The following is a 26389-nucleotide window of genomic DNA, read 5'->3' on the forward strand; positions in this document are numbered from 1 at the left end:
GGTTCCCCGGCCGGCCGTCGGCGCTTTCGGCCACGCCCCGGCCCGGGGAGGCCCGTCCGGCGCGGTTCCTCCGGATCGGCTTCCGCGGACGGTTTCCGCGTACGGCTGGCGCCTTTACGCCACCGTCGCCGCGCGCCCGGCGTACGTACGCCAGTCCCGAAGCGGGCGGAGCACCCTCCGCAGCGGTCCCGCCCGCCCGCAGGTTCCCTGTATATGGACATGCAGACCGCTTGCTGGCTGAATGGACGGGACGGCGCAGATCGCGGCGGCGACGGATCGTGCGGAGGCAGGGCATGGGCGGGAGCGGACCCACCCCCACGGCGACGGCAGGGCTCCAGCGGCTCTTCGAGGGGCGGCGGCTCACCCCGACCCAACGCCGGATCGCCCACTCCCTGGTACGCCGGGCCGCCGACGCCCCCTTCCTCTCCAGCGTCGAACTCGCCGAACTGGCCGGGGTCAGCCAGCCCTCCGTCACCCGGTTCGCCGTCGCCCTCGGCTTCGACGGATACCCCTCGCTCCGCAAGCACCTGCGGGAGACCGTGCCCGCCGACGCCGGCCGGGAAGCGGGCGCCGAGGACCCGTACGCGTACAACGCCTACCAGCAGGCGGTCCACGCCGAGATCGAGAACCTGCGCCACCTCTCCGAACTCCTCGCCGACCCGGAGCCCGTGGAGCGGGCCGGGCGGCTGCTGGCCGCGTCGACCCCGCTGCCGGTGCTCGGGCTGCGCGCCGCGTCGTCCCAGGCCCGGGGGTTCGGCTACTTCGCCGCGAAGGTGCACCCCGACGTCCGGGTGCTCGACGAGGGCGGCTCGATGCTGCACGACCGCATCGACACCGCCCGCCGGGCCGGCGCCGAGGTGCTCCTCTGCTTCGCGCTGCCCCGCCACCCGAGGGAGACCCTGGACGCGCTCGGCCACGCCCGGGACCAGGGGCTCACCACGGTGACGGTGGCCGACTCCGTGTTCGCCCCGGTCGCCGCACTCAGCGACCTGCTCATCCCCGCCCCGGTCGGCACCGGCCTCGCCTTCGACACCGCCTGCGCCCCGATGCTGCTCGGCCGGGTCCTGCTGGAGGCCATGTGCGACGGGCTGCCGGACGCGCAGGCCCGGCTGGAAGCCTTCGACGCACGGGCGGCGGCGCGGGGGCTGTTCGTGGAGTGACGGACCGCCAAGGCTGTCCGGCCGTGCCCCCGCGCGCCGTGCATCCTCCCCGCGTCCGTCATATGTGCCGATTCTCAGACGGGACTCAGATACAGCCACTAGTCTCCGCGCCCAGAGGAGCCGGCCGAGGCGCCGGGAACACGCGGAGAGGGGTACGGACATGGGGCGCGGAGCACAGTCGTTGGCGAGGGTGGCCGTGATCGTGCGGGCCGGGGCCGCACCCCTGTGGTGGCCGGGGCTCCTGGTGGTCGTGGTGGGGGCGCTCGTTCCCGCCGGGACGGGGCGCCGGATCGGGCTGCTCGCGGGCGCGGCGCTCTTCGTCGTGACGCTCGCCGTGGTGGCGACGGCCGGGGTCAAGCGGTACGCGGAGCTGGGCAAGGGCGCCGCCAGGGCCGGGCGCACCGACGTGCTCCAGAACCGGGCCGTGACGGTGCGGAACTGGCGGCGGACGTACCGGTGGTGGCTGCTCGGCGCCTTCCTGGTCGCCCTGGGCGTCGGCTTCCTGCTGCCGGGGGCCGGCGGGATGGTGCTGGCCGGGGCGGGCGCGGGGCTGTGGCTGCGGGCGTCGCGCATCGGGCGGCTCGAACAGCGCGAGGACGTCCTCTACTGGGTGCGCACGGACTGGGTGAAGCGCGGCCGGGCGGCCGGCAAGCAGGTGAAGGCGTACCGGACGACCGGACCGGTGGCGGGCGACGCGCTGGCGGGCGGACGGCGGCGGGTCTCCGTGTGAGACCGGCTCCGGCACGGACGCCGGCATGAAAGCGCCGCTGCCGCGCGTCCCCTCCACGCGAGGGGCCGGCGGCAGCGGCGCGTCCGGGTACCGGAAGGCGGTCCTCAGACCTCCAGATCGGCCTCGATCCGCTTCAGCTGGTGACGGGCCATCGCGAGGTTGGCGCGGTTGGCGTCCAGGACCAGGTAGAGGAAGAGCCCGTTGCTGCCGCGGGTCTTGAGCAGCCGGATCATGTGGTACTGGCTGCTCAGCGTGATCAGGATGTCCTCGATGTCCTCCTTGAGGCCGAGGTGCTCCATGGTGCGCAGCTTGGCGCGGACGACGTCGGTGTTTCCGGCGGCCGCGACTTCGAGGTTGAAGTCCTTGCCGCCGCCGAGGGTGCCCAGAGCCATGCCGCTGGTGTAGTCGACGAGAGCGACACCGAGGGATCCCTCGATGGACGACATTGCTTCCTTGAGCGCGGTTTCGGTGTTGGCCATGAGTGCTCGTTTCCTTTCCCTGACCGGTCGGGACGACCGGATCCTCTTCTGAGTGATGGTTCTGTTCCTGGCTGTGGAGTGTGGGGGCACCCTGGCCCCGTCCCGGGCGCCCTACACGGGGCGTTGCGGCAGCGTGCGGTTCTGCGGGGGGCGGGCCGGCGGCGGGGGCGGTGTCCGCTCGACGCGGTCCAGGGCGGAGTCGACGAGTTCCCCGACCCGGGCGCTCGCCCTGCGGCCTTCCAGGTGGAGGCGGCCGACGTTGACGCGGTCCTCGGCGAGTAGCGTCAGTACGGCGGACGAGCCCGCGGCGTAGGTCGCGATGTAACCGGACTCGCCCCGGACCAGGAGTTCGCGGAAGCCGGCGCGGCCGGTCGCCTCCGTCATCCTGATCGCGACGCCGAGTGCGGCGGCCGTCAGGGCGGCGACCCCTTCGGCCTCCACGCCCGGGGTGTCGTGGGCCAGCACCAGACCATCGGTGCTGGCTGCCAGCGCACCGCCGATGAGGGGCACCCGGGCCCGTAGCCGCTGGAGTTCGTCGAGGACGTCCTGCAGTTCAGCCTCGGGCACCATCAGCTGTCTCCTCCCGGCACGCTGTCTGAGCGCGCGTATCACAAGGCCTCCAATGCATCTCGGAGCCGGCGCAGCAGAGCGACGTCCGGGTCGGACGTGACATCGGGGAGCGCGATCCGGCCGGGCACGGCAGCGCCCGGCAGCACCTGCTTGACGACGGGCTCGACGAGTCCGGCGGCGGCGAGCCTCCGCAGGTCGACCAGGGTGTGGAACGCCGAACGGCCCAGGACCTGGGCGATGTCGGAGGCCGTCCGTACGCCGTCGACCAGTTCCAGGACGTGCCGCTGACGCGACGGAACCGGGGTGTCCACGAGGTGCGCGGCGCGGACGAGGGGGGAGCTGTCGGTCAGGGCGTCCGGCCAGATCCGGTCCAGCAGCTCCCGGCGCCGGAGCGTCTCGCGCTCGACGGCGCCCACGGCGACGGGCCGGACGGGCCCGATCCAGTGGGACACGCCGTACCGGAAACGGGTCGGCGTGCGTGTGGGGGCGAGGACGAAGAAGGCGGCGTCGTAGAGTGCGCCCAGGTGGCACAACTCCAGGGCCCCGCCCGGGACATGACCGCTGTCCACCAGATAGCGGCCGACCCGCCGACCGGCCCCCGCCTGGGCGACCGCGTCCCACCAGCGTTCGTGGCGCAGGGCCCCGCCCGTGGTGAGCAGGACGTCGATGCCGGGGGTGGACGGGCTCTCCGCGTGCACCACCTTCCCGTCGGCGAGGTAGAGCGTGCCGCGGTCGCGCATCAGGGCACCGGTGGCCCGTTCGGCGGCCAGACGCTGGAGCATCGGCGACAGGACGGCTGCCTGGTCCACCTCGGGGGCCGTCGTCCTGGTGCTCATGCCAGGACCAGCCGCTCGGCCAACTCGCCCAGGCGTATCCGGGCGAGGGCGAGGTTGCCGTCGGCCCGGTCCAGCCAGAGGTGGAGGAAGACGCTGCTGTCGAAGACCGTCTCCACGAAGCGGATCACGTGGTACCCGGTGTGCGTCGTGATGATGACGTCCTCCACCGGAAGTCCGGTGCGGCCGTGCCCGTCCGTGCGCCCGTCGGTGTAAGGGCTGAGGGTGAACGCGGGTTGCTCGGCCGCCATGCGGGCCACCTCGGCGGTCTCCGCGGCGGTGGCCTCGTGGTCGCCGTTGGGCGAGTCACCGATGGTGCCGAGGGCGAGGCCGCTCGTCCAGTCGACGACCGCGGCGCCCCGGGCTCCGGGCAGCCTCATGACTTCGAGCAGGCACTCGTCGATTCCCGGCACCGCGGCTTCCCCTCCAGGCAATGGTGTACGGAGCTGTGAGCCTGAGGCTACGCACCGTGGCTGGCCCCGGGGGGGTGGTTTGGCATTTTCCAGTGGTACATGCGGCGGGCGGTGTAGGGGAATTGAGGAGAAGGAGTAAGGGAGAAGTCTGACAAAGGGTTGGTTGCGGACGGAAGGTCGCACGGATGATTGATCGATCTGCTCCGGTTCTCTGCCGTATCAGCCCCTTTGTGTCCGGAGGGTGGACAGGTGAAAGTTGCTGGTGTCCGAAAACCTCTGGTTGGCCTGATCGTTGCGAGGGGCGTCCGGTCGGCTCCCGTGTGTCACGTGTCAGCTTTTCCCGCCGGTTCCAGGCCTCGTTCCGGGCCCCGTTCCAGGCCCCTTCCCGTCCGCCGCGCTCCGCCCCGAACCGGCCGCATCGGCACCCTCCGCCGCACCGGGCACCCTCCCGTCACCCTCGTCGCGCCCCTCCGGCGACTTCCTGCGTACGGCTCCGGCGCGTCCCTCCTCGCGCCTCCGCCGCCCACCGTTGACTAGAACTATTCATCGCATCAGGATGTGAATGGATGATTTACGGCCGGCCCGCCGGGGCCTGCCGGAAATCCGCCGGGCCCCCGCCGGGCCCGCCGGGACGTACGCCGGGAGTACAAGGAGGCGCACCATGTCAGGACCCCGCCCCGTCAGGGCCGCGCGCGGCACCGAACTGAGCACCCTGGGCTGGCAGCAGGAGGCCGCCCTGCGCATGCTCCAGAACAACCTGGACCCCGAGGTCGCCGAACACCCCGACAAACTGGTCGTCTACGGCGGCACCGGCAAGGCCGCCCGGGACTGGCGCAGTTACGACGCCATGGTCCGTACGCTGCGCACCCTCAAGCAGGACGAGACGATGCTCGTCCAGTCCGGCCGCCCGGTCGGCGTGATGCAGACCCACGAGTGGGCCCCGCGCGTGCTGCTCGCCAACTCCAACCTGGTGGGCGACTGGGCGAACTGGGAGGAGTTCCGCCGCCTGGAGGCGCTCGGCCTCACCATGTACGGCCAGATGACCGCCGGTTCCTGGATCTACATCGGCACCCAGGGCATCCTCCAGGGCACCTACGAGACCTTCGCCGCGGTCGCCGCCAAGAGGTTCGGCGGCACCCTCGCCGGGACCATCACCCTCACCGCGGGACTCGGCGGCATGGGCGGCGCCCAGCCGCTCGCCGTCACCATGAACGACGGCGTCGCGATCTGCGTGGACTGCGACCCGCGCGCCATCGAGCGCCGGATCGAGCACCGCTACCTCGACGTACGGGCGGACGGTGTGGCGCACGCCCTCGCGCTCGCCACCGAGGCCCGCGACGCCCGCAGGCCGCTTTCGATCGGGCTTCTCGGCAACGCGGCCGAGATCCTGCCCGAACTGCTCGCGGCCGGGGCGCCCGTCGACATCGTCACCGACCAGACGAGCGCCCACGACCCGCTGGCGTACCTGCCGCTCGGCGTCGAGTTCGACGAGATGGCCGCGTACGCCGCCGAGAAGCCCGCCGACTTCACCCGCAGGGCCCGCGAGTCGATGGCCCGGCACGTGGAGGCGATGGTCGGCTTCATGGACGCCGGGGCCGAGGTCTTCGACTACGGCAACTCGATCCGGGGCGAGGCCAAACTCGCCGGCTACGAACGGGCCTTCGACTTCCCCGGCTTCGTCCCCGCCTACATCCGGCCGCTCTTCTGCGAGGGCAAGGGGCCGTTCCGCTGGGCGGCGCTCTCCGGGGAGGCCGCTGACATCCACCGCACCGACCGGGCGATGCTCGACCTCTTCCCGGAGAACGAGTCGTTGCGCCGCTGGATCGAACTCGCCGGTGAACGTGTCCACTTCCAGGGCCTGCCCGCCCGGATCTGCTGGCTCGGCTACGGCGAACGCGACAGGGCCGGCGAGCGCTTCAACGACATGGTCGCGAGCGGTGAACTCGCCGCCCCCCTCGTCATCGGCCGCGACCACCTGGACTGCGGCTCGGTGGCCTCCCCGTACCGGGAGACCGAGGCGATGCTCGACGGTTCGGACGCCATCGCCGACTGGCCCCTCCTGAACGCCATGGTCAACGTCGCCTCCGGGGCGTCCTGGGTCTCGATCCACCACGGCGGTGGGGTCGGCATGGGCCGCTCCCTGCACGCCGGGCAGGTCACCGTCGCGGACGGCACCCCGCTGGCCGGGGAGAAGATCCGCCGGGTGCTCACCAACGACCCCGGCATGGGCGTCATCCGCCATGTCGACGCCGGGTACGAGGGCGCCGAACGGGTCGCAGGGGAGAAGGGGGTCCGCGTCCCCATGCGCGAGGACAGCGAGGGCAGCGAGGGCGACGGTACGGACGAGGGCCCCACGGCCGACGCGGACGCCCGGTGACCGGCCGGGACGGCGCGTCGTCCTTCCAGGAGATGTGGCGAGAGCTCGCCCCCCTCGGCCGCCACCCCGCCTCCGGCGGCTACCGCCGCTACGCCTGGACGGAGGCCGACGCCGACTGCCGGGCGTGGTTCCGCGACCAGGCGCGGGCGCGCGGGCTCGTCCACGAGACCGACCGCAACGGCAACCAGTGGGCCTGGCTCGGCGACCCCCGGGCGGGGGACGCCGTCGTCACCGGCTCGCACCTGGACTCCGTACCGGACGGCGGCGCCTTCGACGGGCCCCTCGGGGTGGTCTCCGCCTTCGCCGCGCTCGACGAACTCCGCCACCGGGGAGTGGAGTTCACGCGCCCGCTGGGGATCGTCAACTTCGTCGACGAGGAGGGTGCCCGCTTCGGGCTCGCCTGCACCGGCTCCCGGCTGACGGCCGGCCGGCTCACCCGCGAGCAGGCGCACCGGCTCACCGACGCAGGGGGCGTCACCCTGCCCCGCGCGATGGAGGCCGCCGGACACGACCCCGACGCGATCGGCCCGGACCCCGAACGCCTCGCCGCTATCGGCGCGTTCGTGGAACTCCACATCGAGCAGGGGCGGTCCCTGGACCGTACCGGCGACCCCGTCGGGATCGCCTCCGCCATCTGGCCGCACGGCCGGTGGCGGTACGACTTCCGGGGCGAGGCCAACCACGCCGGGACCACCCTCCTCGCCGACCGCCGCGACCCGATGCTCCCCTACGCCGAGACCGTCCTCGCCGCCCGCCGCGAGGCCGGGCTCGCCGGAGCCCTGGCCACCTTCGGCAAGGTGGCCGTCGAGCCCAACGGGGTCAACGCCGTGCCGTCCCTCGTCCGGGGCTGGCTCGACTCGCGCGCCGCCGACGCCGCCACCCTCGACACCGTCACCGCCGCCGTCGAGCGGGCCGCCCGGGAGTACGCCGAACGGGCGGGCGTCGCGCTGGAGGTCGTACGGGAGTCGTTCACGCCCGTGGTCGAGTTCCAGCACGCCCTGCGCGACGAACTCGCCCGCCTCCTGGGCGGTGACCGCCCCGGCCGCCCGGGGAAGCCCGTGCCCGTACCCGTCCTCGCCACGGGGGCGGGACACGACGCGGGTGTTCTGTCCGCCTCCGTGCCGACCGCCATGCTGTTCGTACGCAACCCCACCGGCGTCTCCCACTCGCCCGCCGAGCACGCCACCGAGCAGGACCGCGCGGCCGGGGTCGCCGCACTCGCCGACGTACTGGAGGGTCTCGCATGCAGGTGACGACGTACTGGCTCTCCCACGCCTGGCTCGGCACCCACGTCGAACCGGGGGTCGCCCTCGACGTCGCGGACGGGCTGATCACCGCCGTCCGCACCGGTGTCCCGGCCCCGCCGCCCGGCGGAGTCGTGCTGCGCGGGCTCACCCTGCCGGGGCTGGCGAACACCCACTCGCACGCGTTCCACCGGGCCCTGCGCTCCACCACGCAGGTGGGCTCCGGGACCTTCTGGACCTGGCGGGAGCGGATGTACCGGATCTCCGCCAGGCTCACCCCGGACAGCTACCACGCCCTCGCCCGCGCCACCTACGCCGAGATGGCCCTCGCGGGGATCACCGCGGTCGGCGAGTTCCACTACCTGCACCACGCCCCCGGCGGCACCCCCTACGCCAACCCGAACGCGATGGGCGAGGCGCTGATCGCCGCCGCCGACGAGGCCGGAATCCGCATCACCCTGCTCGACACCGCCTACCTCGCGGCCGGGTTCGGCAAGGAACCCGACCGCCACCAGCTCCGCTTCTCCGACACCACCGCGGACGCCTGGGCGGAGCGCGCCGCCGCGCTCCGGGGCGGCGGCCACGCCCTGATCGGCGCCGCCGTCCACTCCGTACGGGCCGTCCCGGCCGACCAGTTGGAGACCGTCGCCCAGTGGGCCGCCGACCGCGCCGCCCCGCTCCACGTCCACCTCTCCGAGCAGACCGCCGAGAACGAAGCCTGCCTCGCCGCCACCGGCCGGACCCCCGCCCGGCTCCTCGCCGACCACGGAGTCCTCGGCCCCCGGACCACCGGCATCCACCACACCCACCTCACCGACGCGGACATCGGGCTGATCGGCGCCTCCGGCACCGGCACCTGCATGTGCCCCACCACCGAACGGGACCTCGCCGACGGCATCGGCCCCGCCGTAGCGCTGCACCGCGCGGGCTCCCCGGTCTCCCTGGGCAGCGACAGCCACGCCGTGATCGACCTCTTCGAGGAGGCGCGCGCGATGGAGCTGAACGAGCGGCTGCGGACGAACATCCGGGGCCACTGGACGGCCGCCGCCCTGCTCCGCGCGGCCTCCGCGACCGGCCACGCGGCCCTCGGCAGGCCGGAGGGCGGCAGCCTCGTCGCCGGAGCCCCGGCCGACCTGACGACCGTCGCCATGGACTCCGTCAGGACCGCCGGACCGGTGGACCGGCTGGCCGCCGAGGCCGCCGTCTTCGCCGCGACCGCCGCGGACGTGACGCACACGGTGGTGGCGGGCCGTCACCTGGTGCGCGACGGCCGGCACACCCTGATCGAGGACGTGCCCGCCGCGCTCGCGGACGCCATCGCCGCCCTGCGCGACTGAGACCCGCGCGACTGAGACCCGCGCGACGGATGCCCCGCGACCGCACCCCGTGCGACCGAAACCCACGAGCCCCGACCCGGAACGCGACTGGAGCAGCCCCCGATGACGAGCACCGTCCTCACCCACATCTCCGGCCTGGTCACCAACGACCCCGACCAGGGGGACCGCACCCCGCTGGGCCTGATCCGGGACGCGGCCGTCGTCATCGACGGCGACCGCGTCGCCTGGACCGGTGAGTCCCACGCGGCACCGGCCGCCGACCGAGCCGTCGACGCGGGCGGCCGGGCCGTGCTCCCGGGGTTCGTGGACTCCCACTCCCACCTGCTCTTCGCCGGCGACCGCACCGAGGAGTTCAACGCCAGGATGTCCGGGCGCGGGTACTCCGCCGGAGGCATCCGTACCACCGTCGCCGCCACCCGTGCCGCCACCGACGAGGAGCTCGCGGCCGGGCTCGTACGCCATCTCGACGAGGCGCTCCGCCAGGGCACCACCACCTTCGAGACCAAGTCCGGCTACGGCCTCACCGTCGCGGACGAGACCCGCGCGCTGCGCCTGGCCGCCGGGCTCACCGACGAAGTCACCTTCCTCGGCGCCCACGTGGTGCCACCCGAGTACGAGGACGACCCGGCCGGTTACGTCGCGCTGGTCACCGGCCCGATGCTCGACGCCTGTGCCCCGTACGCGAAGTGGATCGACGTCTTCTGCGAACGGGGCGCCTTCGACGGGGACCAGGCCCGCGCCGTCCTCACCGCCGGGAAGGCCAAGGGCCTGCTGCCCCGGGTGCACGCCAACCAGCTCGGCCACGGACCCGGCGTGCGGCTCGCGGTGGAGCTGGACGCGGCCTCCGCCGACCACTGCACCCACCTCGACGACGCGGACGTCGACGCCCTCGCCGCCGGGAACACCGTCGCGACTCTGCTGCCCGGGGCGGAGTTCTCCACCCGGGCCGAGTGGCCGGACGCCCGGCGGCTGCTGGACGCGGGCGTCACCGTGGCCCTCTCCACCGACTGCAACCCGGGCTCGTCCTTCACCTCCTCGATGGCGTTCTGCGTCGCCCTCGCCGTACGGGACATGGGCATGACCCCCGACGAGGCGGTGTGGTCCGCCACCGCGGGCGGGGCCGCCGCACTGCGCCGCGGTGACGTGGGCCGCGTCGCCCCGGGAGCCCGCGCCGACCTGCTGATGCTGGACGCGCCCAGCCACGTCCACCTCGCCTACCGGCCGGGCGTCCCGCTGGCCGCCGGGGTCTGGCGGCGCGGCGTCCGCGTGGTGTGACGGCTGGGCCCGGAACACGCGGACGGCCGCCCGGAAACTCCGGACGGCCACCCGTGAGTACTGCTCAGGACCTGGTCACTCCTGGACGGTCAGCCCCTCGCGGAGCCGGACCAGCGTCCGCGAGAGCAGGCGGGAGACGTGCATCTGGGAGATTCCCAGCTCCTCGCCGATCTCCGACTGGGTGAGGTTGGTGACGAACCGCAGCGAGAGGATCAGACGGTCGCGCTCCGACAGCGAGGCGATCAGGGGCTTGAGGGACTCGATGTACTCGATCCCTTCCAGACCGTGGTCCTCGTAGCCGATGCGGTCCGCCAGGGACCCCTCGCTCTCGTGGTCGTCGTGCTGGGCGTCCAGCGAGCCCGCGCTGTAGGCGTTGCTCGCCGTCAGGCCCTCCGTGACCTCTTCGCGGGTCAGCCCGAGGTGCTCGGCGAGCTCGCCGGTGGTCGGTGCCCGGTCCAGCCGCTGCGACAGTTCGTCGCCCGCCTTGGCCAGATCGATCCGCAGCTCCTGGAGGCGGCGCGGCACGCGCACGGCCCAGCTGGTGTCGCGGAAGAAGCGCTTGATCTCGCCGATGATCGTCGGCATGGCGAAGGTCGGGAACTCGACGCCCCGGCTCAGCTCGAACCGGTCGATCGCCTTGATCAGCCCGATGGTGCCGACCTGGACGATGTCCTCCATCGGTTCGCTGCGGGTACGGAACCGCGAGGCGGCGAACCTGACGAGGGCGAGGTTCAGCTCGACCAGGGTGTTGCGTACGTAGGCGTGGGCGTGGGTGCCCTCCTCCAGGGTGTCGAGCCGCTCGAAGAGCGTCTTCGACAGCGCGCGGGCGTCCAGCGCTCCGACGGTCGCGGGGGAGGGAATCTCGGGAAGTCCTTCGAGGCCTTCAAGTCCTTCGAGGCCGTCGCCGATGGGGTCCTCTTCGCCGGTGGGGTCCTTCAGGCCGGTGGGGTCCTTCACGCCGGTGGGGGCGGCGGAGGTGGTGCGTCCGGCGGTGTCGCCGTCGGAGCTCGCGCGCGGGCCCGGCAGGGCGCCGGCGGCGGGGGAGTCGGAATTGGTCGGTCCCTGAGGACATGCCGACGCCGCGTCGTGGGTACGCGAACCGTCGAGCCGGGGTGACATGGTTCTCCTCCAGTGTCTCGGCATAGGACTGCCGAAGCCGTTCAGTGTTGCTGCGGTGAAGCGGCGCCTCCGAAGCCGGTAAGGGGTGGATGAAGCAGGTGTCCCTCTACCCTTACCTGCTCGGCGGCGGGAGTGACAAGCTCCAATTACGCGTTATGTCCGGTTTGTTGAGATCTCCCGCTACCGCGGGAGAGATGGAACGCGTAATGTTTCGCGCATGTCCGCCAGGTGCGCGGACATCAGGAATGTGGGCGGCGGTCACGCCGCACAAGGCCCCACTGACCAACGGTGAAGAGGGACGGCATGGACCGCGGGACGGTCGGCAGTACGAACCGGGGAAGACTTCAGGTCGAGACCCGGACGGAGGGCGGCAGTGAGATCGTGACGCCGGTGGGTGAGCTTGATCACCACACCGCCGATCTGCTGCGCGAACCTCTGGAGCGCGCCGTCGAGCAGGGCCGGGTGCGCCTGGTCGTCGACTGCTCGGGGCTCGAGTTCTGCGACTCCACCGGGCTGAACGTCCTGCTCGGCGCACGCCTCCAGGCGGAAGAGGCCGGCGGGGCGGTCCATCTGGCCGGTATGCGGCCCGTCGTCGCCAGGGTCTTCGAGATCACCGGCGCCGAGGCGGTCTTCACCGTCCACGACACGGTCCAAGACGCCCTGGGCACCTGAGGTGCCCCTCTCGCACCACCCCCGGCCGACCCGTGTGTCCCACGCGTCACACGATCCACTGGCCGGAGCGGGTGTCGACGAGGTCCCGCCGGGCAGGAGAAGTTCCGGCGCCGGCGGGCGGTGGCGGGCCGTTGGTGCTGCTGCTCGACGGGGACGACTGGCTCCATCTGCACCCGGCCACGACCGCGTTCGACTCGGCGGTGGCCGCCGGTGAGATGGAGCCGGCCACTCTGGTCTTCCTGCCGGTGAAGGACCGGGAGGCGGAGTTCGGGTGCCGGTCCGCCCTGTGGGAGGCGGTCCGGGACGAGCTGTTGCCGCTGGTGGCGGAGTCCGGTGTACCGGCGGACCCGGGCCGGCTGGTGGTGGCCGGGCAGAGCCTCGGCGGGCTGAGCGCGCTCCACGCGGCGCTGGAGTTCCCGGAACTGGTGTCCCGGGTGGCGGTGCAGTCGGGATCGTACTGGTGGTCCCCAGAGGCCGTCGGGGCGGCCGATCCGCTGGGCGGTGCGCCCGGGGGCGTCCTGGCCGCGCGGCTGCGGGAGCACCCCGGCCTGTCCGGGCTGCGGGTCGCGTTCGACGTGGGGGAGCACGAGACGCGGATGCTCCCCCACTGCGAGGCGGTCGAGGCCCTGGCGGAGGCCAAAGGCGCGACCGTGCGGGTCTCGCGGTCGCCCTCGGGGCACGACCGGGCGGGCTGGCGGCACGCGCTGCTCAGGGATGTCGCCTGGGCGCTCGGCTGAACTCCCCCGTGCCCGGGCGGCGCGCCCGGGCGCGGGAACTCACCGCGCCACGGCCCGGCAGTACGCCTCATCGGTGGCGAGGAGGTGGCGGTGGGTGGCCTCGGCGGTGATGACGCCGTCGTCCAGGACGAGGACCCGGTCGGCGGCGTCCAGCAGGGCCGGGCTGCTGGTGAGCACGACGGTGGTGCGGCCGCGGCGCAGCTCGGCGACGTTGCGGGCAACAAGTTGTTCGGTGACCGCGTCGACGGCCGTGGTCGGGTCGTGCAGGACCAGGATGTCGCTGTCGGCGGCCAGGGCCCGGGCCAGGGAGAGCCGTTGGCGCTGCCCTCCGGAGAGGTTGGCGCCCCGGTCGCGGACGACGTGGTCCAGCCCTTCGCGGTGCAGCGCGACGACGTCCGTCAGCAGGGACGCCTCGACGGCCTCGGGGATCATGTCGCTGGTGCCGGAGGGGTCGATGTTGGTCCGCAGCGTGCCCGCGAAGATCTCCCCGTCGTAGGGGTTCACCAGCATGTGCGCGCGTACCGCCTCGGCCGGCAGGTCGCCGATCTGCTGGCCGCCGAGGCGCACCACCCCCTCGTACGCGTGGGGCGGCACGTTGAGCGCCAGGATCGCCGCGAACTCTGCCGCCGCGCGCGGCTGGTAGGCGGCGACGGCGACGAACTCCCCCGCCGCCACCTGCAACTTCAGCTCGCGCAGTGAGCCGTGGCAGACGCGGTCGATCTCCAGGTCGCCGCCCGGTTCGGGGCTTCCGGTGCCGGGGGCGGAGACCGGCGGGGCGTCGAGGACCAGGGCCATCCGCCGGGCGGAGGCGCGCGCCATCATCACGTACTTGGGCATCTCCGAGAAGAGCTTCAGCGGCTCCATGATGAACTGCGCGAGCCCCACCGCCATGACGAGTTCCCCGATGGTGATCTGGCGGTCGAAGGCCAGCCATCCGGCCGCCAGGGTCACGACGGTGGCGAGCAGCGCGTTGAGCGCCAGCGAGGCGCCGGCGTAGGCCCCGTTCACCCGGGCGACGGTGATCGCCTGGTGCTTCGCCTCCGTGCTGACCGTCCGGTACGAGCGGAACGCGGCGTGGTTGCCGCCGAAGCCGTGCAGCGGGCGCAGTCCGGTGATCAGGTCGGCGACCTTCGCTCCGGCCCTGGCCACCCGGGCCTGCTGTTCCTGGGTGCTCGCGCCGATCCGTTTCGACATGACGCCGAGGACGGAGAGGATCGCGACGGCGCCGACGAAGACCAGCAGACCGAGCCGCAGGTCGGCGAGTCCGAGCGCGGTCCCGGCGACCACGATGGCGACGACCGAGCTGACCAGCAGGGGCACCACCTCGATGATGTCGGCGGTCTGGTCGGCGTCCTCGGTGGCGATGGTGAGCACCTCGCCGGACTTCAGGTCCATGTCCCGGGCCACCGGCTGGAGTCCGCAGGCCGCGACGCGGACCCGCCAGTGGTGCGCCTCGGTCGTGTTGGCCTTCTGCAGGACGCGCATTCCGAACCGCCAGGACAGCGACACGGTCGTGATGATCACGGCCAGCGCGCCGATCGACAGCAGGAGCTTGCCGATGGCGCGTTCCTGCATGGTGTGCTCGACGATCAGGCCGAGCGCGATCGGGAACGCCGTCTCACCGGCCTGGTAGAGGCCCATGAGGACGGTTCCCCAGGCCATGGCGCCGAGGTTGCGGCGCAGGGCCGTCCGCAGGATGTCGGCGCCCTGGCGGGGCCGCTGGGTGTCAGCTGTTGTCTTCAAGGTGGCGCGCAATCGCTTCCGGGGTTCGCAGGGTGAGCAGATCACGGATGGTGATCACGGGTCCGTACTCCCGGCGGAGCAGCCCGATCAGCCGTACCGCCAGCATGGAGTGTCCCCCGAGGGACACGAAATCACTTACCGCGCTGACCTCGTCGTCGTCCAGGTCGAGCGCTTCGGCGAAGAACTCGCACACCAGGGTCTCGGTCTCGCCCTCGGGGGCGCGTTCGACGCCCGTGGTGAGGACGCCCAGCGGCTTGGCCTCGGGCAGGGCCTTGGTGTCGGCCTTGCCGTTGACGGTCAGCCCGATGGCGTCGACCCGCGCGTAGTGCGTGGGACGCAGGAAGTCCGGCAGTCCGGCGCCCACCTCGGCCGCGACCGCTGCGAGGTCCGCGCCGTCGGGACCTTCCGGTCCGTCGAGCACCAGGTAGGCGGCGAGCCGGTGGGCTCCGTCGACCTGGGGGTCGGGCTGGGCGACCGCGGCGACGAAACGGACCGCCGGGTGGGCGGCGAACGCGGCCTCCACCTCGCCGAGTTCGACCCGGTGGCCGCGGATCTTGACCTGCTGGTCGGTGCGGCCGAGGTAGGCCAGGTTTCCGTCGGGCCGCCGGATCACCAGGTCCCCGGTGCGGTACATCCGGGTGCCGGGCTCGCCGAACGGGCAGGCGACGAAGCGGTGCGCGGTCTGCGCGGACTGTCCGAGGTAGCCGCGGGCGATGCCGATGCCCGAGACGTACAGCTCGCCGGGGACGCCGTCCGGCAGGGGTCGCAGCCACGGGTCGAGTACGTACACCTCGGTGTTGTCGATCGGGACGCCGACCACCGGGTCCTGGCATTCGAAGGTGCCGACGCCGAGGGTGTTGATGGTGTATTCGGTGGGCCCGTAGAGGTTGTAGCCGACGGTGCCCTCCGTCGTGGCCAGGCGCTGCCAGAGTGCGGGGGTGACGGCCTCGCCGCCCAGCAGGACCAGCGCGGGCCGGTGTGCGGGGTCGTCGAGCAGGCCCTCGGCGACCAGTTGCTGGGCGTAGGTCGGGGTCACGTTGATGACGTCGATGCCGTGTTCGAGGCAGTGGGCGACGAGCCGGGGTGCGTCCCGGCGCAGTTCCTCGTCGCAGATGTGGACCTCGTGGCCGTCCGCGAGCCAGAGGAGCTCCTCCCACGACATGTCGAAGGCGAACGACACGGTGTGCGCGATGCGGAAGGTCCGGTGGCCGTGCTCGGCGAGGACGGGTTCGAAGATCCGGCGCTGGTGGTTGATCAGCATGTTGGTGAGGCCGGCGTACTCGGTCACCACACCCTTGGGCTTCCCGGTCGATCCGGAGGTGTAGATGGTGTACGCGGGGTGGCGCAGGCGGTGCGGGTCGTCGGGCGTGAAGGTGACGAGGGGTTCCGCGTCGGGGAGCGGGCGGTCGAGTTCGATCAGTTGGCCGGTCAGCCGGGGTGCGACGGCGCTCACGGTGAGGATGACCTCGGGCCGGGCGTCGGCGACGATCGCGGCGATCCGCTCGTCGGGGTGGTCGAGTTCCAGGGGTACGTAGGCCGCGCCGGTGCGCAGTACCGCGAAGAGCGCCACGATCGAGTCGAGGGAGCGTGGCACGGCGATGCCGACGGTGGTCTCCGGGCCGATGGAGCGCGCGGCGAGTACGCCGGCGAGGGTGCGGCTGCGGTCCCTGAGTTCGGCGAAGGTCATCGTGGCGCCGTGGGCGACGAGCGCGAGCCGCTGCGGGTCGCGGTCGGCGGCCCGGTCGAACCGGTCGACGACGGTGTCCGTGCCGATGTCCGTGACGTCGGCGGGTGCGGGTTCGTCGCCGAGTCCGGGGAGTGCGCCGAGGGGGCCGGTGGAGCGGGCCAAGGAGTCGAGCACGCGCAGGTAGCCGGCCAGCAGGCGCCGGGCGCCCTCGGTGTCCTCGTCGCGGTGTTCCAGTTTGACGGTGAGGCGGTCGCCGGGGGTGACGACCCAGGTGTAGGGGTAGTGGGTCGAGTCGTCGGCCTTGACGGAGGTGATGCCGTGCCGGGCGTTCATCTCGGCGAACGCGTCCATGTCCAGGAAGTTCTGGAGCACGAAGAGGTTGTCGAAGAGGCTGTCGTGTCCGGCGGCGCGCTGGATCTCGCCGAGCCCGAGGTGTTCGTGTTCCATCGCCTCGACGCGGGCCCGCTGGACGGCGGTGAGGTACTCCCGGGCCGTGTCGCCGGGGCGGGGCCGGGTCCACTGGGGCACGGTGTTGAGGAGTACGCCGACGATGTCGGAGGTGCCCTCGGCCTCGCGGCCGGAGACGGTGACGCCGAACACGGCGTCGGCGCGGCCGGTGTGCGCGCCGAGCAGGAGTCCGAACGCGCCGGTCAGCACGGAGTTGAGGGTGACGCCGTGGGTCCTGGCTGCCTCGCGCAGGAGGTCGGACTCCTCGGTCGTGAGGGTGTGGGTGAGGGCGTGCGGCAGCTCGTCCGGGAGGGACGGTGCCGGTCCGGCGAGCAGGGTCGGTCCGTCGAGCCCGGTCAGGTGATCGGCCCAGAAGCGGGCCGAGACGGCGGGGTCCTTGGCGGCGAGCGCGCGGGCGTGGTCCTCGAAGGAGGGGGTGGCCGGGGCCGGGTCGAGTGTCTCGCCCGCGAGGATCGCCCGGTAGGCCTCGAAGAGGTCGCGCAGCACGGTCTCGCGGGACCAGCCGTCCCAGAGCAGCAGGTGGTAGCTGAGCAGCAGGCCGTCCCGGTCGTCGGGCAGGCGCACCACGGTCAGCCGGATCAGCGGCGGTTCCCCGGGGTCGAATCCGGTGTCGCGGTCCCGGGCGCGCAGGGCGTCGGTCTCGGCCTCCGTGCTGAGGGAGACCGTACGGACGGGGACGCGCTGGCCCGCCGCGAGGAGCTGGACGGGGTTGCCGTCGGCGTCGGTGGTGAAGCCGGCGCCGACGACCGGATGGCGGGCGATGACGTGCGCCATGGCTTCGGCCAGTGCGTCGGTGTCCAGGCGCCGGTCGAAGGTGAACCAGCTCTGGGCGACATAGTGTCCGGCGGTGCCCGCCATCTGGGCCTGGAAGTACAGGCCCCGCTGGAGCGGGGTGACCGGCGCGGTGCGCTCGGCGGTCGCGGAGGCGTCCGCGATCTCCTCCAGTGCGTGGCGCCAGTGCTCGGTGAGGGCGTCGGGGACGCCGTCGGCGAGGGTGAACTCCGCGTGCAGGCTGCCGGTGGCACTGTCGGTCCAGGCGTTGACCTCGACGGCGTACGGGCTGCCCTGGTCCCCGGCGGTGAGGCGGAGCGCCTCGGACTCGCTGCCCCGGCCCAGGTAGTTGAAGAGGACCTGGGGGTGCGGCCGGGCGGCGAGGAGCGGTCCGGTCTGCGGGTTGAGGTGGCGGAGCAGGCCGTAGCCGAGGTGTCCGTCCTCGTCGGGCCGGCGCGCGGCGGCTTCGCGGGCGGCGGCGACGGGGTCGGTGTGCGCGGTGAGGCGTACGGGGGCGACGGCGGTGAACCAGCCGACGGTGCGGGAGTAGTCGTGGTGGTCGCGGGCGGGGACCCGGCCGTGGTGTTCGAGCTCGATCGCGAGGTCGGTGGGCTCGGGCTGGATACGGGTCAGCGCGGCGCGCAGCGCGCCGAGCAGCAGTTCGGTGAGTCCGATGCCGAGGGCGGCGGGCGCGGTGCGGGTGACCAGGTCGCCGGTCTGCGGCGGGAGGACGACGGTGATCTCGCGCGGTGCGGTGGCCGGGGGCAGCGGGGCGGGCGCGTCGAGCGCGGTGAGCCAGTGGCCGAGCTCGTCGACGGCTTCGGCGGAGCGGGCGGTCAGCGCTTCGGCGTACTCGGCGAAGGGGGTGGTCGTCGGCGCCAGGGTCTCGCCGCGCAGGGCGGCGGCCAGGTCCTCGGTCAGGATCAGCCAGGAGACCGCGTCGACGCTGAGGTGGTGGGCGGTGACCACGAGGGTGCGGGTCCGCCCGATCCAGGAGAAGGCGACGACTCGCCCGGCCGAGGGGTCGAGCACCGCGGCTGCCTCGTTCGCGGCCTCGGTCGGGTCGGTGGTGTCCGGAAGCAGGACGGTGGCGTCCCCCGCGGGCTCGGTGGCCAGGGACCAGACCCCGTGGTCGGTGCGCAGCCGCAGCCGGAGGGCCGGGTGCGCGGCCAGCAGGGCGTCGGCGGCGCGCCGGACGTCGGCGGGCGTGGTGCCCTCGGGCGCCGTCACCGTACGGGCCTGGGCGAACCGGTCGAGCGAGCCGCCCAGTTCGCGCTGGCGCAGGACGATCGGGGTCGGGGCGACCGGCCCGTCCTGCGGGCGGGCGGGCTCGGGGACGGCGGGGAGCAGCGGTGCCCGGGTGTCCAGGTGTGCGGCGAGCGCGCGCGGGGTGCGGTACAGGAACACGTCGCGGGGTGCGATGGGCAGGCCGAGTGCCCTGGCCCGGTTGATCACGGTGATGGCGACGATGCTGTCGCCCCCGGCCGTGAAGAAGTCGGTGTCGGCATCGACGTCCGGCTCGGGCAGGGTCTCGGCGAAGAGGGTGACGAGTGCGTCGAGGGCGACGGGCGCATCGAGGGCGGGGCCGCTCGCGGCGACGGGGGTGTTCTCCTGTGCGGCGCGTTCGGTCAGGGCCTTGCGGTCCAGCTTGCCGTTGACGGTGAGGGGCAGCGCGTCGAGGGCGCGCACCCGGCCGGGCACCATGTGCGCGGGCAGCTTGATGGAGAGCAGGCGGGTGAGGTCGGCGGGAACCCGGCCCACGACGTGGGCGATCAGGTGGTCGCCGGTGTCGGCGGGGGTGACGGCCGCGTCGGTGATGCCGTCGATCTCCCTGATCGCGGCCTCCACCTCGCCGAGCTCGATGCGGAAGCCCTTCAGCTGTACCTGGTCGTCGGCACGGCCCACGAACTCCAGCTCTCCGCCGAGGGTGCGGCGGGCGAGGTCGCCCGTGTGGTACATGCGGGAGCCGTCACCGGCGAACGGGTCGGCGACGAACCGGCAGGCGGTGAGTTCCGGCCTGCCGAGGTAGCCGAGCGACACCTGGTCGCCGGCGACGTAGATGGCGCCCACCCGGCCCGGCGGCACCGGCCGGAGCCGGTCGTCGAGGAGGTGGGTGGTCAGGCCGGGGACGGGGCCGCCGATGGGGCTGGGGCGTGTTTCGGAGCCCGCCTTGGTGCTGTCGTCGGTGAAGTCCTCGTCGGTGAGCACCCGGTGGGTGACGTGGACGGTGGTCTCGGTGATGCCGTACATGTTGACCAGTTCGGGCGTGGTGGTGCCGTGGCGCTCGGTCCAGCCGCGCAGCCGTGCGAGGTCCAGGGCCTCGCCGCCGAAGATGATCCGGCGCAGCGCGGTGACCGGTTCGCCCGCGTGCCGGTCGGCCTCGGTGAACTGGTAGAAGGCGGACGGGGTCTGGTTGAGGACGGTCACCCCGCGTTCGCGGACCAGCCGGTGGAAGTCGACCGGGGAGCGGGTGAGCGCGTACTCCGGCACCAGCAGTTCCCCGCCGTGCGCGAGCGCTCCCCACAGCTCCCAGACCGCGAAGTCGAAGGAGTAAGAGTGGAACTGGACCCAGACGTCGTCGGGGCCGAAGTCCATGGTGGGCCGGGTGTTCGCGAGGAGGGTCACCACGCTGGAGTGCGGGACGACGACGCCCTTGGGGCGGCCGGTCGATCCGGAGGTGTAGATGACGTAAGCGGGGTCGTGCGGGGCGGCCTCGGTGCGTGACCCGTCCGGGGCGGGCGGGTCGGTGCGCGGCGGCTCCTCCCCCAGCACCAGCAGGACGGCCAGGTCGTCTCCGGTCCGGGCGAGCAGCCGGGTGAAGCGGTCCCGCTGCCCGGGGCCGACGAGCACGACCTGGGGGGCGGAGTCGGTGAGGACGTGCTCCAGGCGACCGTCCGGGTACGCCAGGTCGAGCGGTACGTACGCTCCCCCGGCCGAGACGATGGCGACCAGGGCCACCACCTGTTCGACGGAGCGCGGGACCGCGACGGCGACCCGGGTGCCGGGCCGGACGCCGGCCGCGCGCAGTACGGGAACCAACGCATCGCGTTCTGCGGCGAGTTCGCCGTAGGTCAGGGAGCGGGTGGAGCCGTCGAGGGCGCATTCGGTGACCGCGACGGCGGCCGGGTCGCGGCGGGCGGCGGCGTCGAAGAGTCCGCCGAGCGTCGTCGGGGCCGTTCGCTCGACGGCCTCGCGCTCCGGGTGCGCCAGGTCGCGGACCGGTGCGTCGGGCCGGGCGAGCAGGGCGGTGAGGGTGCGGGTGAAGGTGTCGAGGATCTCCCTGGCGCCGGTCTCCCTGAGGAGTTCGGCGTCGTGGATGAGGTTGAAGCGGGCACGGCCGGCCGGGGTGCGTTCGACGACGAGGGTCAGGGGGTAGTGCGGGGCGCCCTCGTTCTCGATGGCGGTGATGGCGAGTTGGTCTCCGGGCCGCCGCAGCGCGTCCACGTCGGTCGCGACGTCGAACACCACCAGGGTGTCGAAGAGGGTGCCGTGGCCCGCCAGGCGCCCGGTCCTGGCGAGCGAGACGTGGCTGTGCGGCAGGACGGCGCTCTGGTGCTCGCGGACCTGGGCGAGCAGTTCTTGGGCCGTGGTGGCGCTCGACCAACGGGCGCGCACCGGGACGGTGTTGATGAACAGACCGACCATGTCCTCGATGCCGGGGACGTCCGCGTCGCGTCCGGACACGGTGGAGCCGAACACCACGTCCGTGCCGTGCAGGATGCCGCCCAGGGTGAGTGCCCAGGCACTGTGCACGGCCACGCTCAGGGGTACGCCGGCCGACCGGGCGGCGGCGTCGATGTCGTCGTCCGGCTCCACCGCGGTGTCGGCGAACCGGTCGGAGGGGGTTTGGTCGGGGGCGACCAGGGAGGGGCCCGGGAGTCCGGCGAGTTCTTCCCGCCACACCCGGTCGCTCTCCTGGTCGTCGAGTCCGGCGAGCCGGCGCACGTAGTCGGGGAACCCGCCGGCCTGGTACACCGTGCCGGGCGCGTGGTACTCGGCCAGCAGCGATCGGAGCATCGGCGGCACGGACCAGCCGTCGGCGACGATGTGGTGCACGGTCTGCACCAGCAGGGTCCGGCCGGATCCGGCGCGGATCAGGGTGAAGCGCATCAACGGGCCGTCTGCCAGGTCGAATCCGGCCCGACGGTCCCGCTCGGCGAGGTCGCGGATCTCGGCGTCGGTGATCCCGGGCCGCTCCAGCACCGTGAAGGGTGCGCGTACCCCGTGCTCCAGGACGGAGACCACACGGCCGTCCGCGAGGGCGGTGAACCGTGCGGCGAGGTTCGGGTAGAGAGCGAGCAGCCGGGTGGCGGCTGCCGCGAGCCGCTCGGTGTCCGCCTCGCCTTCGAGGGTGAGCAGTTGCTGCTCGACGTAGGCGCCCGCCGAGTCGTCGTCGAAGACCGAGTGGAAGTAGAGGCCCTCCTGGAGCGGGGTGAGCGGCAGGACGTCGCGCAGCGCCGGTCCGTCCAGGGCGTCGACGTCGGCCTGGGTGAGGGGCACCAGGGGGAAGTCGCTGGGGGTGTGGCCGCCCTGCTGGAGTCCGGCCAGGCCGGTCAGCGCCTCGCGCAGATAGGTGCCGAGGGTGTCGATGTCCTCGTCGGTGAACATCCCCTCGGGCCAGGAGAGGGTGGTGAGGAGTTCGTACGCGCCGGTGGACGAGGCTTCCGCGATCGCGTTGAACTCCAGGGCGCGCGGCAGGCGCATCCTCGGGTCGCGGCGTTCGCCGAGCTGTCCCGAGCTGCCGGCGAGGCGCCAGTCGCCGGAGGTCTCCGCGTCGAAGCGGCCCAGGTAGTTGAAGAGCACCTGGGGTGCGGGCGCGTCGAACGCCGTGCCGTTCAGGTGGCGCAGCACACCGTAGGAGAGGCCGTTGGAGGGGACTTCGGCGAGGTTCTCCTTGACCGCCTTGAGCGCGGCGGCGAGGTAGCCGGGTGCGGTGAGGTCCTCGGCCGTGCCGGGGTCCAGGACCACGGGGAAGAGGGTGGTGAACCAGCCGATGGTGCGGGAGAGTTCGGGCTCGGGGCCGGCCACGAACCGTCCTTCGCGGCCGTGTCCCTCCAGTTCGACGTGCGCGAACGTCTGCTTCTGTCCGAGGTCGCGGCGCCACCGGGCGAGGGTGACGGCGAGCGCGGTGAGCAGGACGTCGTTGACGCCCGCGTGGAACTTCGCGGGGATGTCGCCGAGCAGCGCGGCGGTGGCGCCGGGGCCGATCGCGACGGTCCGGGTGCGTTCCAGGTCGACGGTGTCGGTCTCGGAGGTCGCCCGGCGGCCGACCGGTGCGTCGGCTCCCGGCAGGGGGCGTGCGAAGTACGCGTGGTCCGCGTCGAAGCCGGTCCGCGCGAGAAGCTGCGTCCAGTGCCGGAAGGAGGTGCCCACCGGGGGCAGTTCGACCGGTGCGCCCGAGGACCACTGGCGCCAGGCCGTGGCCAGGTCGTCCATCAGGACCCGCTAGGACACGCCGTCCACGACCACGTGGTGGACGACGACGACGAGTTGGTGGGCGGCGCGGCGCCAGACCGCGCGGAGCATCACGCCGCCGTCGGGGTCGAGCGCGCCGGTGGCGAGGGTGACGCACTCCTCCAGCGGCAGGTCGCTCTCCTGCCACCCCGGGACGGTTCCGTCCACGCCGGGGACGGTTCCGTCCGTGCCGGGGACGGTTCCGTCCACGCCGGGCACGGTTCCGTCCGTGCCCGGGACGTCGAAGCTCCAGCGGTCGCCGCGTACCAGCCGGGCGCGGAGCATGTCGTGACGGCGGACCACGGCGGTGAGGATCTCGTCCAGGGCGTCGGCGGTCAGCTCGGCCGGGACGTTCAGCACCACCGACTGCACGAAACCGTCGACCGCGTCGGTGGTGCCGCCCAGCCACCGCAGGATGGGCGATCCGGTGATCTCTCCGGTGGCCAGGTCGCTCCGCCGGGGCGCGGACACGTCCTCGCGGCTCGCCACGGCGGCCAGCGCCCCGACGACACTGTGGGTGAAGATCTGGCGTGCGGTGACGTGGAGACCCACCTCGCGCAGGGCGCTCAGCAGCGAGATGGCGAGGATGCTGTCGCCGCCGAGACGGAAGAAGTCCTGGTCGACGCCGACCTCGTCCAGCCGGAGCAGTGTGGCGACGGCCGCGCAGACCGCGCGCTCCTCGTCGGTGGTGGGCGGGACGAACGATCCGGTCGCGACGACGGGTTCGGGCAGCGCCTTGCGGTCGAGCTTGCCGTTCGCGGTGAGCGGGAACTCCTTCATCACGACCATGTGGGTGGGCACCATGTACTCCACCATGTGCTGCTCGGCCCAGGCCCTGACCTGGTCGCCCCGCAGGTCCTCGGACCCGGCGGCGGGGATGACGTATCCCACCAGGTAGGTGCCGCCCGCCGCGTTCTTCTTCGCGACGACGCAGGTGTGCCGCACTCCGGGGTGTTCCGCGAGGCCGGCCTCCACGTCCTCGATCTCCAGCCGCATACCGCGGATCTTGATCTGGTTGTCGGCGCGGCCGAGGAAGTCGAGGGAGCCGTCGGGGGCGTAGCGGGCGAGGTCGCCGGTGCGGTAGAGCCGGGAGCCGTCGTCGGCGAAGGGGTTGGCGACGAACCGGGAGGCCGTCAGGCCGGGGGCGTTGACGTAGCCGCGTCCCAGGAGGAAACCGCCGACGTAGAGTTCGCCGCCGACGCCGACCGGGACGGGGCGCAGTTCGTCGTCGAGGACGTGGAGCTGCGTGTTGGGGTTGGCCTTGCCGATCGAGGTGGAGAGGCGTTCGGCGGCGCCGCGGTAGATGACGTGGGAGACGCCGATGGTCGTCTCGGCGGGGCCGTAGCCGTGGTAGAGCGGGATGCCGAGCTTGGCGCGGAAGCGTTCGTACAGCTCCGGGGTGAGCACTTCGCCGCCGCACCACACGTGCCGCAGGCTGTCCAGCCGGCCTGAGTCGCCGGCCATCTCCAGCAGGACGTCCAGCATGGAGGAGACCAGGTAGGTGAAGGTGACGCGCTGTTCGGAGATGACGCCGAGGAGATGGTGCGGGTCGCGTTCGCCGCCGGGTCGCAGGACCACGAGTCGGCCGCCGGTCACCAGCGGCAGGAAGATCTCGTTGATCGAGATGTCGAAGGAGAGCGGCGCCTTGAACAGCGAGGCGTCGTCGTGGCCGAAGCCGAGGATCTCGCGGCTCTGCCAGAGAAGGCGTTCGCTGATCGCCTCGTGCCGGATCATCGCGCCCTTGGGACGTCCGGTCGAGCCGGAGGTGAAGATCACGTAGGCGAGGGCCTGGCCGGACACGGGGACGAAGGCTCCGTCTGCGGGGTGGGAACCGTGGTCCCAGTCGCCGAGGTCGACGGCCACGGCCTCCGGCTCGCCCTCGGGCCGTGTCCCCGAGTCGTTGAGCTGGAGGACGGCCCGGGCGTCCTCGATGACGACGGCCCGGCGCGCGGCGGGCCACTGGGGGTCGAGCGGCACGAAGGCGCCGCCGGCCCGGAGCACGGCGAGCAGCCCGATCACCATGTCGGCGGACCGGCCGAGCGAGATGCCGACGACCTCTTCGGGGCCGAGGCCACGCCGGATCAGTTCGTGTGCCAACTGGCTGCTGAGAATGTCGACTTGACGATAGGACAAGGCACGGTTGTCATCGACGAGGGCGACGGCGTCCGGCCGGGTGCGCACCTGCTCGCGGAACATCTCCACGAGGGTGGGGCGGTCCCGTCGCGCGTCGGTGTCGTTCCACCGGGCCAGCAGTTCGGCCCTGGCGGTGGCGTCGGTGGCGCCGATCGTGCCGAGTGGCCGGTCGGGGAACTCGACCAGGTCGTCCAGCGCGCACCTGACGTCGGCCGGGTCGATCCCTTCGGGGACGGTGACGCTCGGGCCGTTGCCGCCCGCCGTCCAGCCGGCGGCCCCGGCGCCGCCGTTGTGCACCCAGCCGAGGACGTCGGGGAACAGTGTGCCCGGATGCAGGTCCATGCCTTCGGGGCTGCGGCCCGTGGCCCAGTACGACAGACCGATGGCGCATGCCTCGGTGATGGTGGTGTCGGAGTAGTCACCGGTTCGCCGGCGGACAGCGGCCAGGCTCGCGGGAGACAGCGGCACGAGGTGGGCGTGGGGGTCCATCATCGAAGACTCATCGTCCCTTCCGGGTTGGAGAGTTGGCTCGGAGCGGGCACGGTCCGGGCAGGGGTGTCGGCTCCCGCCGGGCAGGGGCGGGGCGTGGTGCCGTCGTCGGTCCGCTGTGTCGCGGAGAGTTCGGGGGCGGTCCTCGTCGGCGCGCGGGGACGAAAGTCCGGGCCGGGTCGGTGCGGCGGGTCCCTTGCCGGGGTTCGGTGGCCGCACACGGCTCTGTGTGCGCCGGGTCCGCCACGGACGGGGCTTGCGGCTCGTAGGCTCTGGGGCGTGTTTCGTCGGTGCCGCCGAACGGGCGGACTGACGAAACACGCTTCAGCTTCCTTCGCGCCAGGCCCGCCACAGGCGTGCGTACCGGCCGTCCAGGGCGACCAGTTCCTGGTGGGTGCCCTGCTCGACCACGCGCCCTGCGTCCAGCACGGCGATCCGGTCCGCCGCCATCGCCTGGGTGAGCCGGTGGGCCACGAACAGGGTGGTCCGGCCCGCGCACGCGGCCAGTACGGCGCGCTCCAGCTCGGCAGCGCCTTCGCTGCCGGCCTCGGCGGTCGATTCGTCGAGCACCACCACGGGTGCGCGGCCCAGCATCAGGCGGGCCAGGGCGATCTGGGCGACCTTGGTGCCATCCTGTTCTCCGACGGCCGGGGCTGGACCGGCGTCACCCAGGACGCACCCGGCGGCACCGCCACCGG

General features: G+C 73.0%; 13 protein-coding genes and 3 pseudogenes. 8 read left to right on the plus strand and 8 right to left on the minus strand.

The window, feature by feature from the left end:
• The first annotated feature begins 293 nt into the window (after nucleotides 1-293).
• Together ACWD3D_RS12455 and ACWD3D_RS12460 are read left to right on the plus strand one after the other, a co-directional pair.
• Nucleotides 294-1160 (plus strand): MurR/RpiR family transcriptional regulator, encoded by an 867-nt coding sequence (locus ACWD3D_RS12455; RefSeq protein ID WP_451460854.1) that lies wholly within the window; start codon nucleotides 294-296, stop codon nucleotides 1158-1160.
• Between the two features lie 160 nt (nucleotides 1161-1320).
• A complete protein-coding gene (locus ACWD3D_RS12460) occupies nucleotides 1321-1890 on the plus strand; it encodes a hypothetical protein (RefSeq protein WP_451460855.1) in 570 nt (189 codons plus the stop codon).
• A gap of 104 nt (nucleotides 1891-1994) precedes the next feature.
• Here ACWD3D_RS12460 and ACWD3D_RS12465 read toward each other — a convergent pair whose 3' ends face one another.
• The 4 genes from ACWD3D_RS12465 to ACWD3D_RS12480 all read right to left on the minus strand — a co-directional run bounded on the left by ACWD3D_RS12465 (nucleotide 1995) and on the right by ACWD3D_RS12480 (nucleotide 4185).
• Complete coding sequence (locus tag ACWD3D_RS12465; RefSeq protein WP_451460856.1) at nucleotides 1995-2369, minus strand: hypothetical protein; 375 nt, start codon at nucleotides 2367-2369, stop codon at nucleotides 1995-1997.
• Between the two features lie 111 nt (nucleotides 2370-2480).
• On the minus strand, nucleotides 2481-2939 hold the full coding sequence (locus ACWD3D_RS12470) for a roadblock/LC7 domain-containing protein (protein WP_451460857.1): 459 nt from the start codon (nucleotides 2937-2939) through the stop codon (nucleotides 2481-2483).
• Nucleotides 2940-2977: 38 nt separating this feature from the next.
• Nucleotides 2978-3775, minus strand: coding sequence for a transcriptional regulator (locus ACWD3D_RS12475; protein ID WP_451460858.1), 798 nt, complete (start codon nucleotides 3773-3775; stop codon nucleotides 2978-2980).
• Nucleotides 3772-4185, minus strand: a complete 414-nt coding sequence (locus ACWD3D_RS12480) for a hypothetical protein (RefSeq protein WP_451460859.1) — start codon at nucleotides 4183-4185, stop codon at nucleotides 3772-3774. Before ACWD3D_RS12480 ends, ACWD3D_RS12475 begins: the two co-directional genes overlap by 4 nt.
• A gap of 661 nt (nucleotides 4186-4846) precedes the next feature.
• Here ACWD3D_RS12480 and hutU point away from each other — a divergent pair.
• The 4 genes from hutU to hutI all read left to right on the plus strand — a co-directional run bounded on the left by hutU (nucleotide 4847) and on the right by hutI (nucleotide 10418).
• Nucleotides 4847-6562: a urocanate hydratase gene (gene hutU / locus ACWD3D_RS12485; RefSeq protein WP_451460860.1), complete on the plus strand. Its 1716-nt coding sequence runs from the start codon at nucleotides 4847-4849 to the stop codon at nucleotides 6560-6562.
• A gap of 32 nt (nucleotides 6563-6594) precedes the next feature.
• Nucleotides 6595-7815, plus strand: coding sequence for an allantoate amidohydrolase (locus ACWD3D_RS12490; RefSeq protein ID WP_451460866.1), 1221 nt, complete (start codon nucleotides 6595-6597; stop codon nucleotides 7813-7815).
• Nucleotides 7806-9143, plus strand: a complete 1338-nt coding sequence (locus ACWD3D_RS12495) for a formimidoylglutamate deiminase (protein WP_451460861.1) — start codon at nucleotides 7806-7808, stop codon at nucleotides 9141-9143. Before ACWD3D_RS12490 ends, ACWD3D_RS12495 begins: the two co-directional genes overlap by 10 nt.
• A gap of 102 nt (nucleotides 9144-9245) precedes the next feature.
• The gene (hutI, locus tag ACWD3D_RS12500; RefSeq protein WP_451460862.1) at nucleotides 9246-10418 is read left to right on the plus strand and encodes an imidazolonepropionase; all 1173 of its coding nucleotides are present in this window, start codon (nucleotides 9246-9248) and stop codon (nucleotides 10416-10418) included.
• A 75-nt stretch (nucleotides 10419-10493) separates the two neighbouring features.
• On the opposite strand, the gene ACWD3D_RS12505 is transcribed toward hutI, so the two are convergent.
• Complete coding sequence (locus ACWD3D_RS12505; protein ID WP_451460863.1) at nucleotides 10494-11537, minus strand: RNA polymerase sigma factor SigF; 1044 nt, start codon at nucleotides 11535-11537, stop codon at nucleotides 10494-10496.
• Nucleotides 11538-11840: 303 nt separating this feature from the next.
• Between ACWD3D_RS12505 and ACWD3D_RS12510 the strand changes: the two genes are divergently transcribed.
• A complete protein-coding gene (locus ACWD3D_RS12510; protein WP_451460864.1) occupies nucleotides 11841-12209 on the plus strand; it encodes an STAS domain-containing protein in 369 nt (122 codons plus the stop codon).
• Nucleotides 12210-12319: 110 nt separating this feature from the next.
• Nucleotides 12320-12946, plus strand: a pseudogene (locus tag ACWD3D_RS12515) (alpha/beta hydrolase); the annotation flags it as partial.
• A gap of 39 nt (nucleotides 12947-12985) precedes the next feature.
• Here the strand turns inward: ACWD3D_RS12515 and ACWD3D_RS12520 are convergent.
• The 3 genes and pseudogenes from ACWD3D_RS12520 to ACWD3D_RS12530 form a co-directional block, all read right to left on the minus strand.
• Complete coding sequence (locus ACWD3D_RS12520; RefSeq protein ID WP_451460865.1) at nucleotides 12986-14689, minus strand: ABC transporter ATP-binding protein; 1704 nt, start codon at nucleotides 14687-14689, stop codon at nucleotides 12986-12988.
• Nucleotides 14673-25694, minus strand: a pseudogene (locus ACWD3D_RS12525) (amino acid adenylation domain-containing protein). The gene ACWD3D_RS12520 and the pseudogene ACWD3D_RS12525 overlap by 17 nt, the downstream one beginning before the upstream one ends.
• Before the next feature lie 321 nt (nucleotides 25695-26015).
• A pseudogene (locus tag ACWD3D_RS12530) lies at nucleotides 26016-26389 on the minus strand (ABC transporter ATP-binding protein); the annotation flags it as partial.

It is taken from the genome of Streptomyces sp. NPDC002690, from assembly GCF_053592415.1.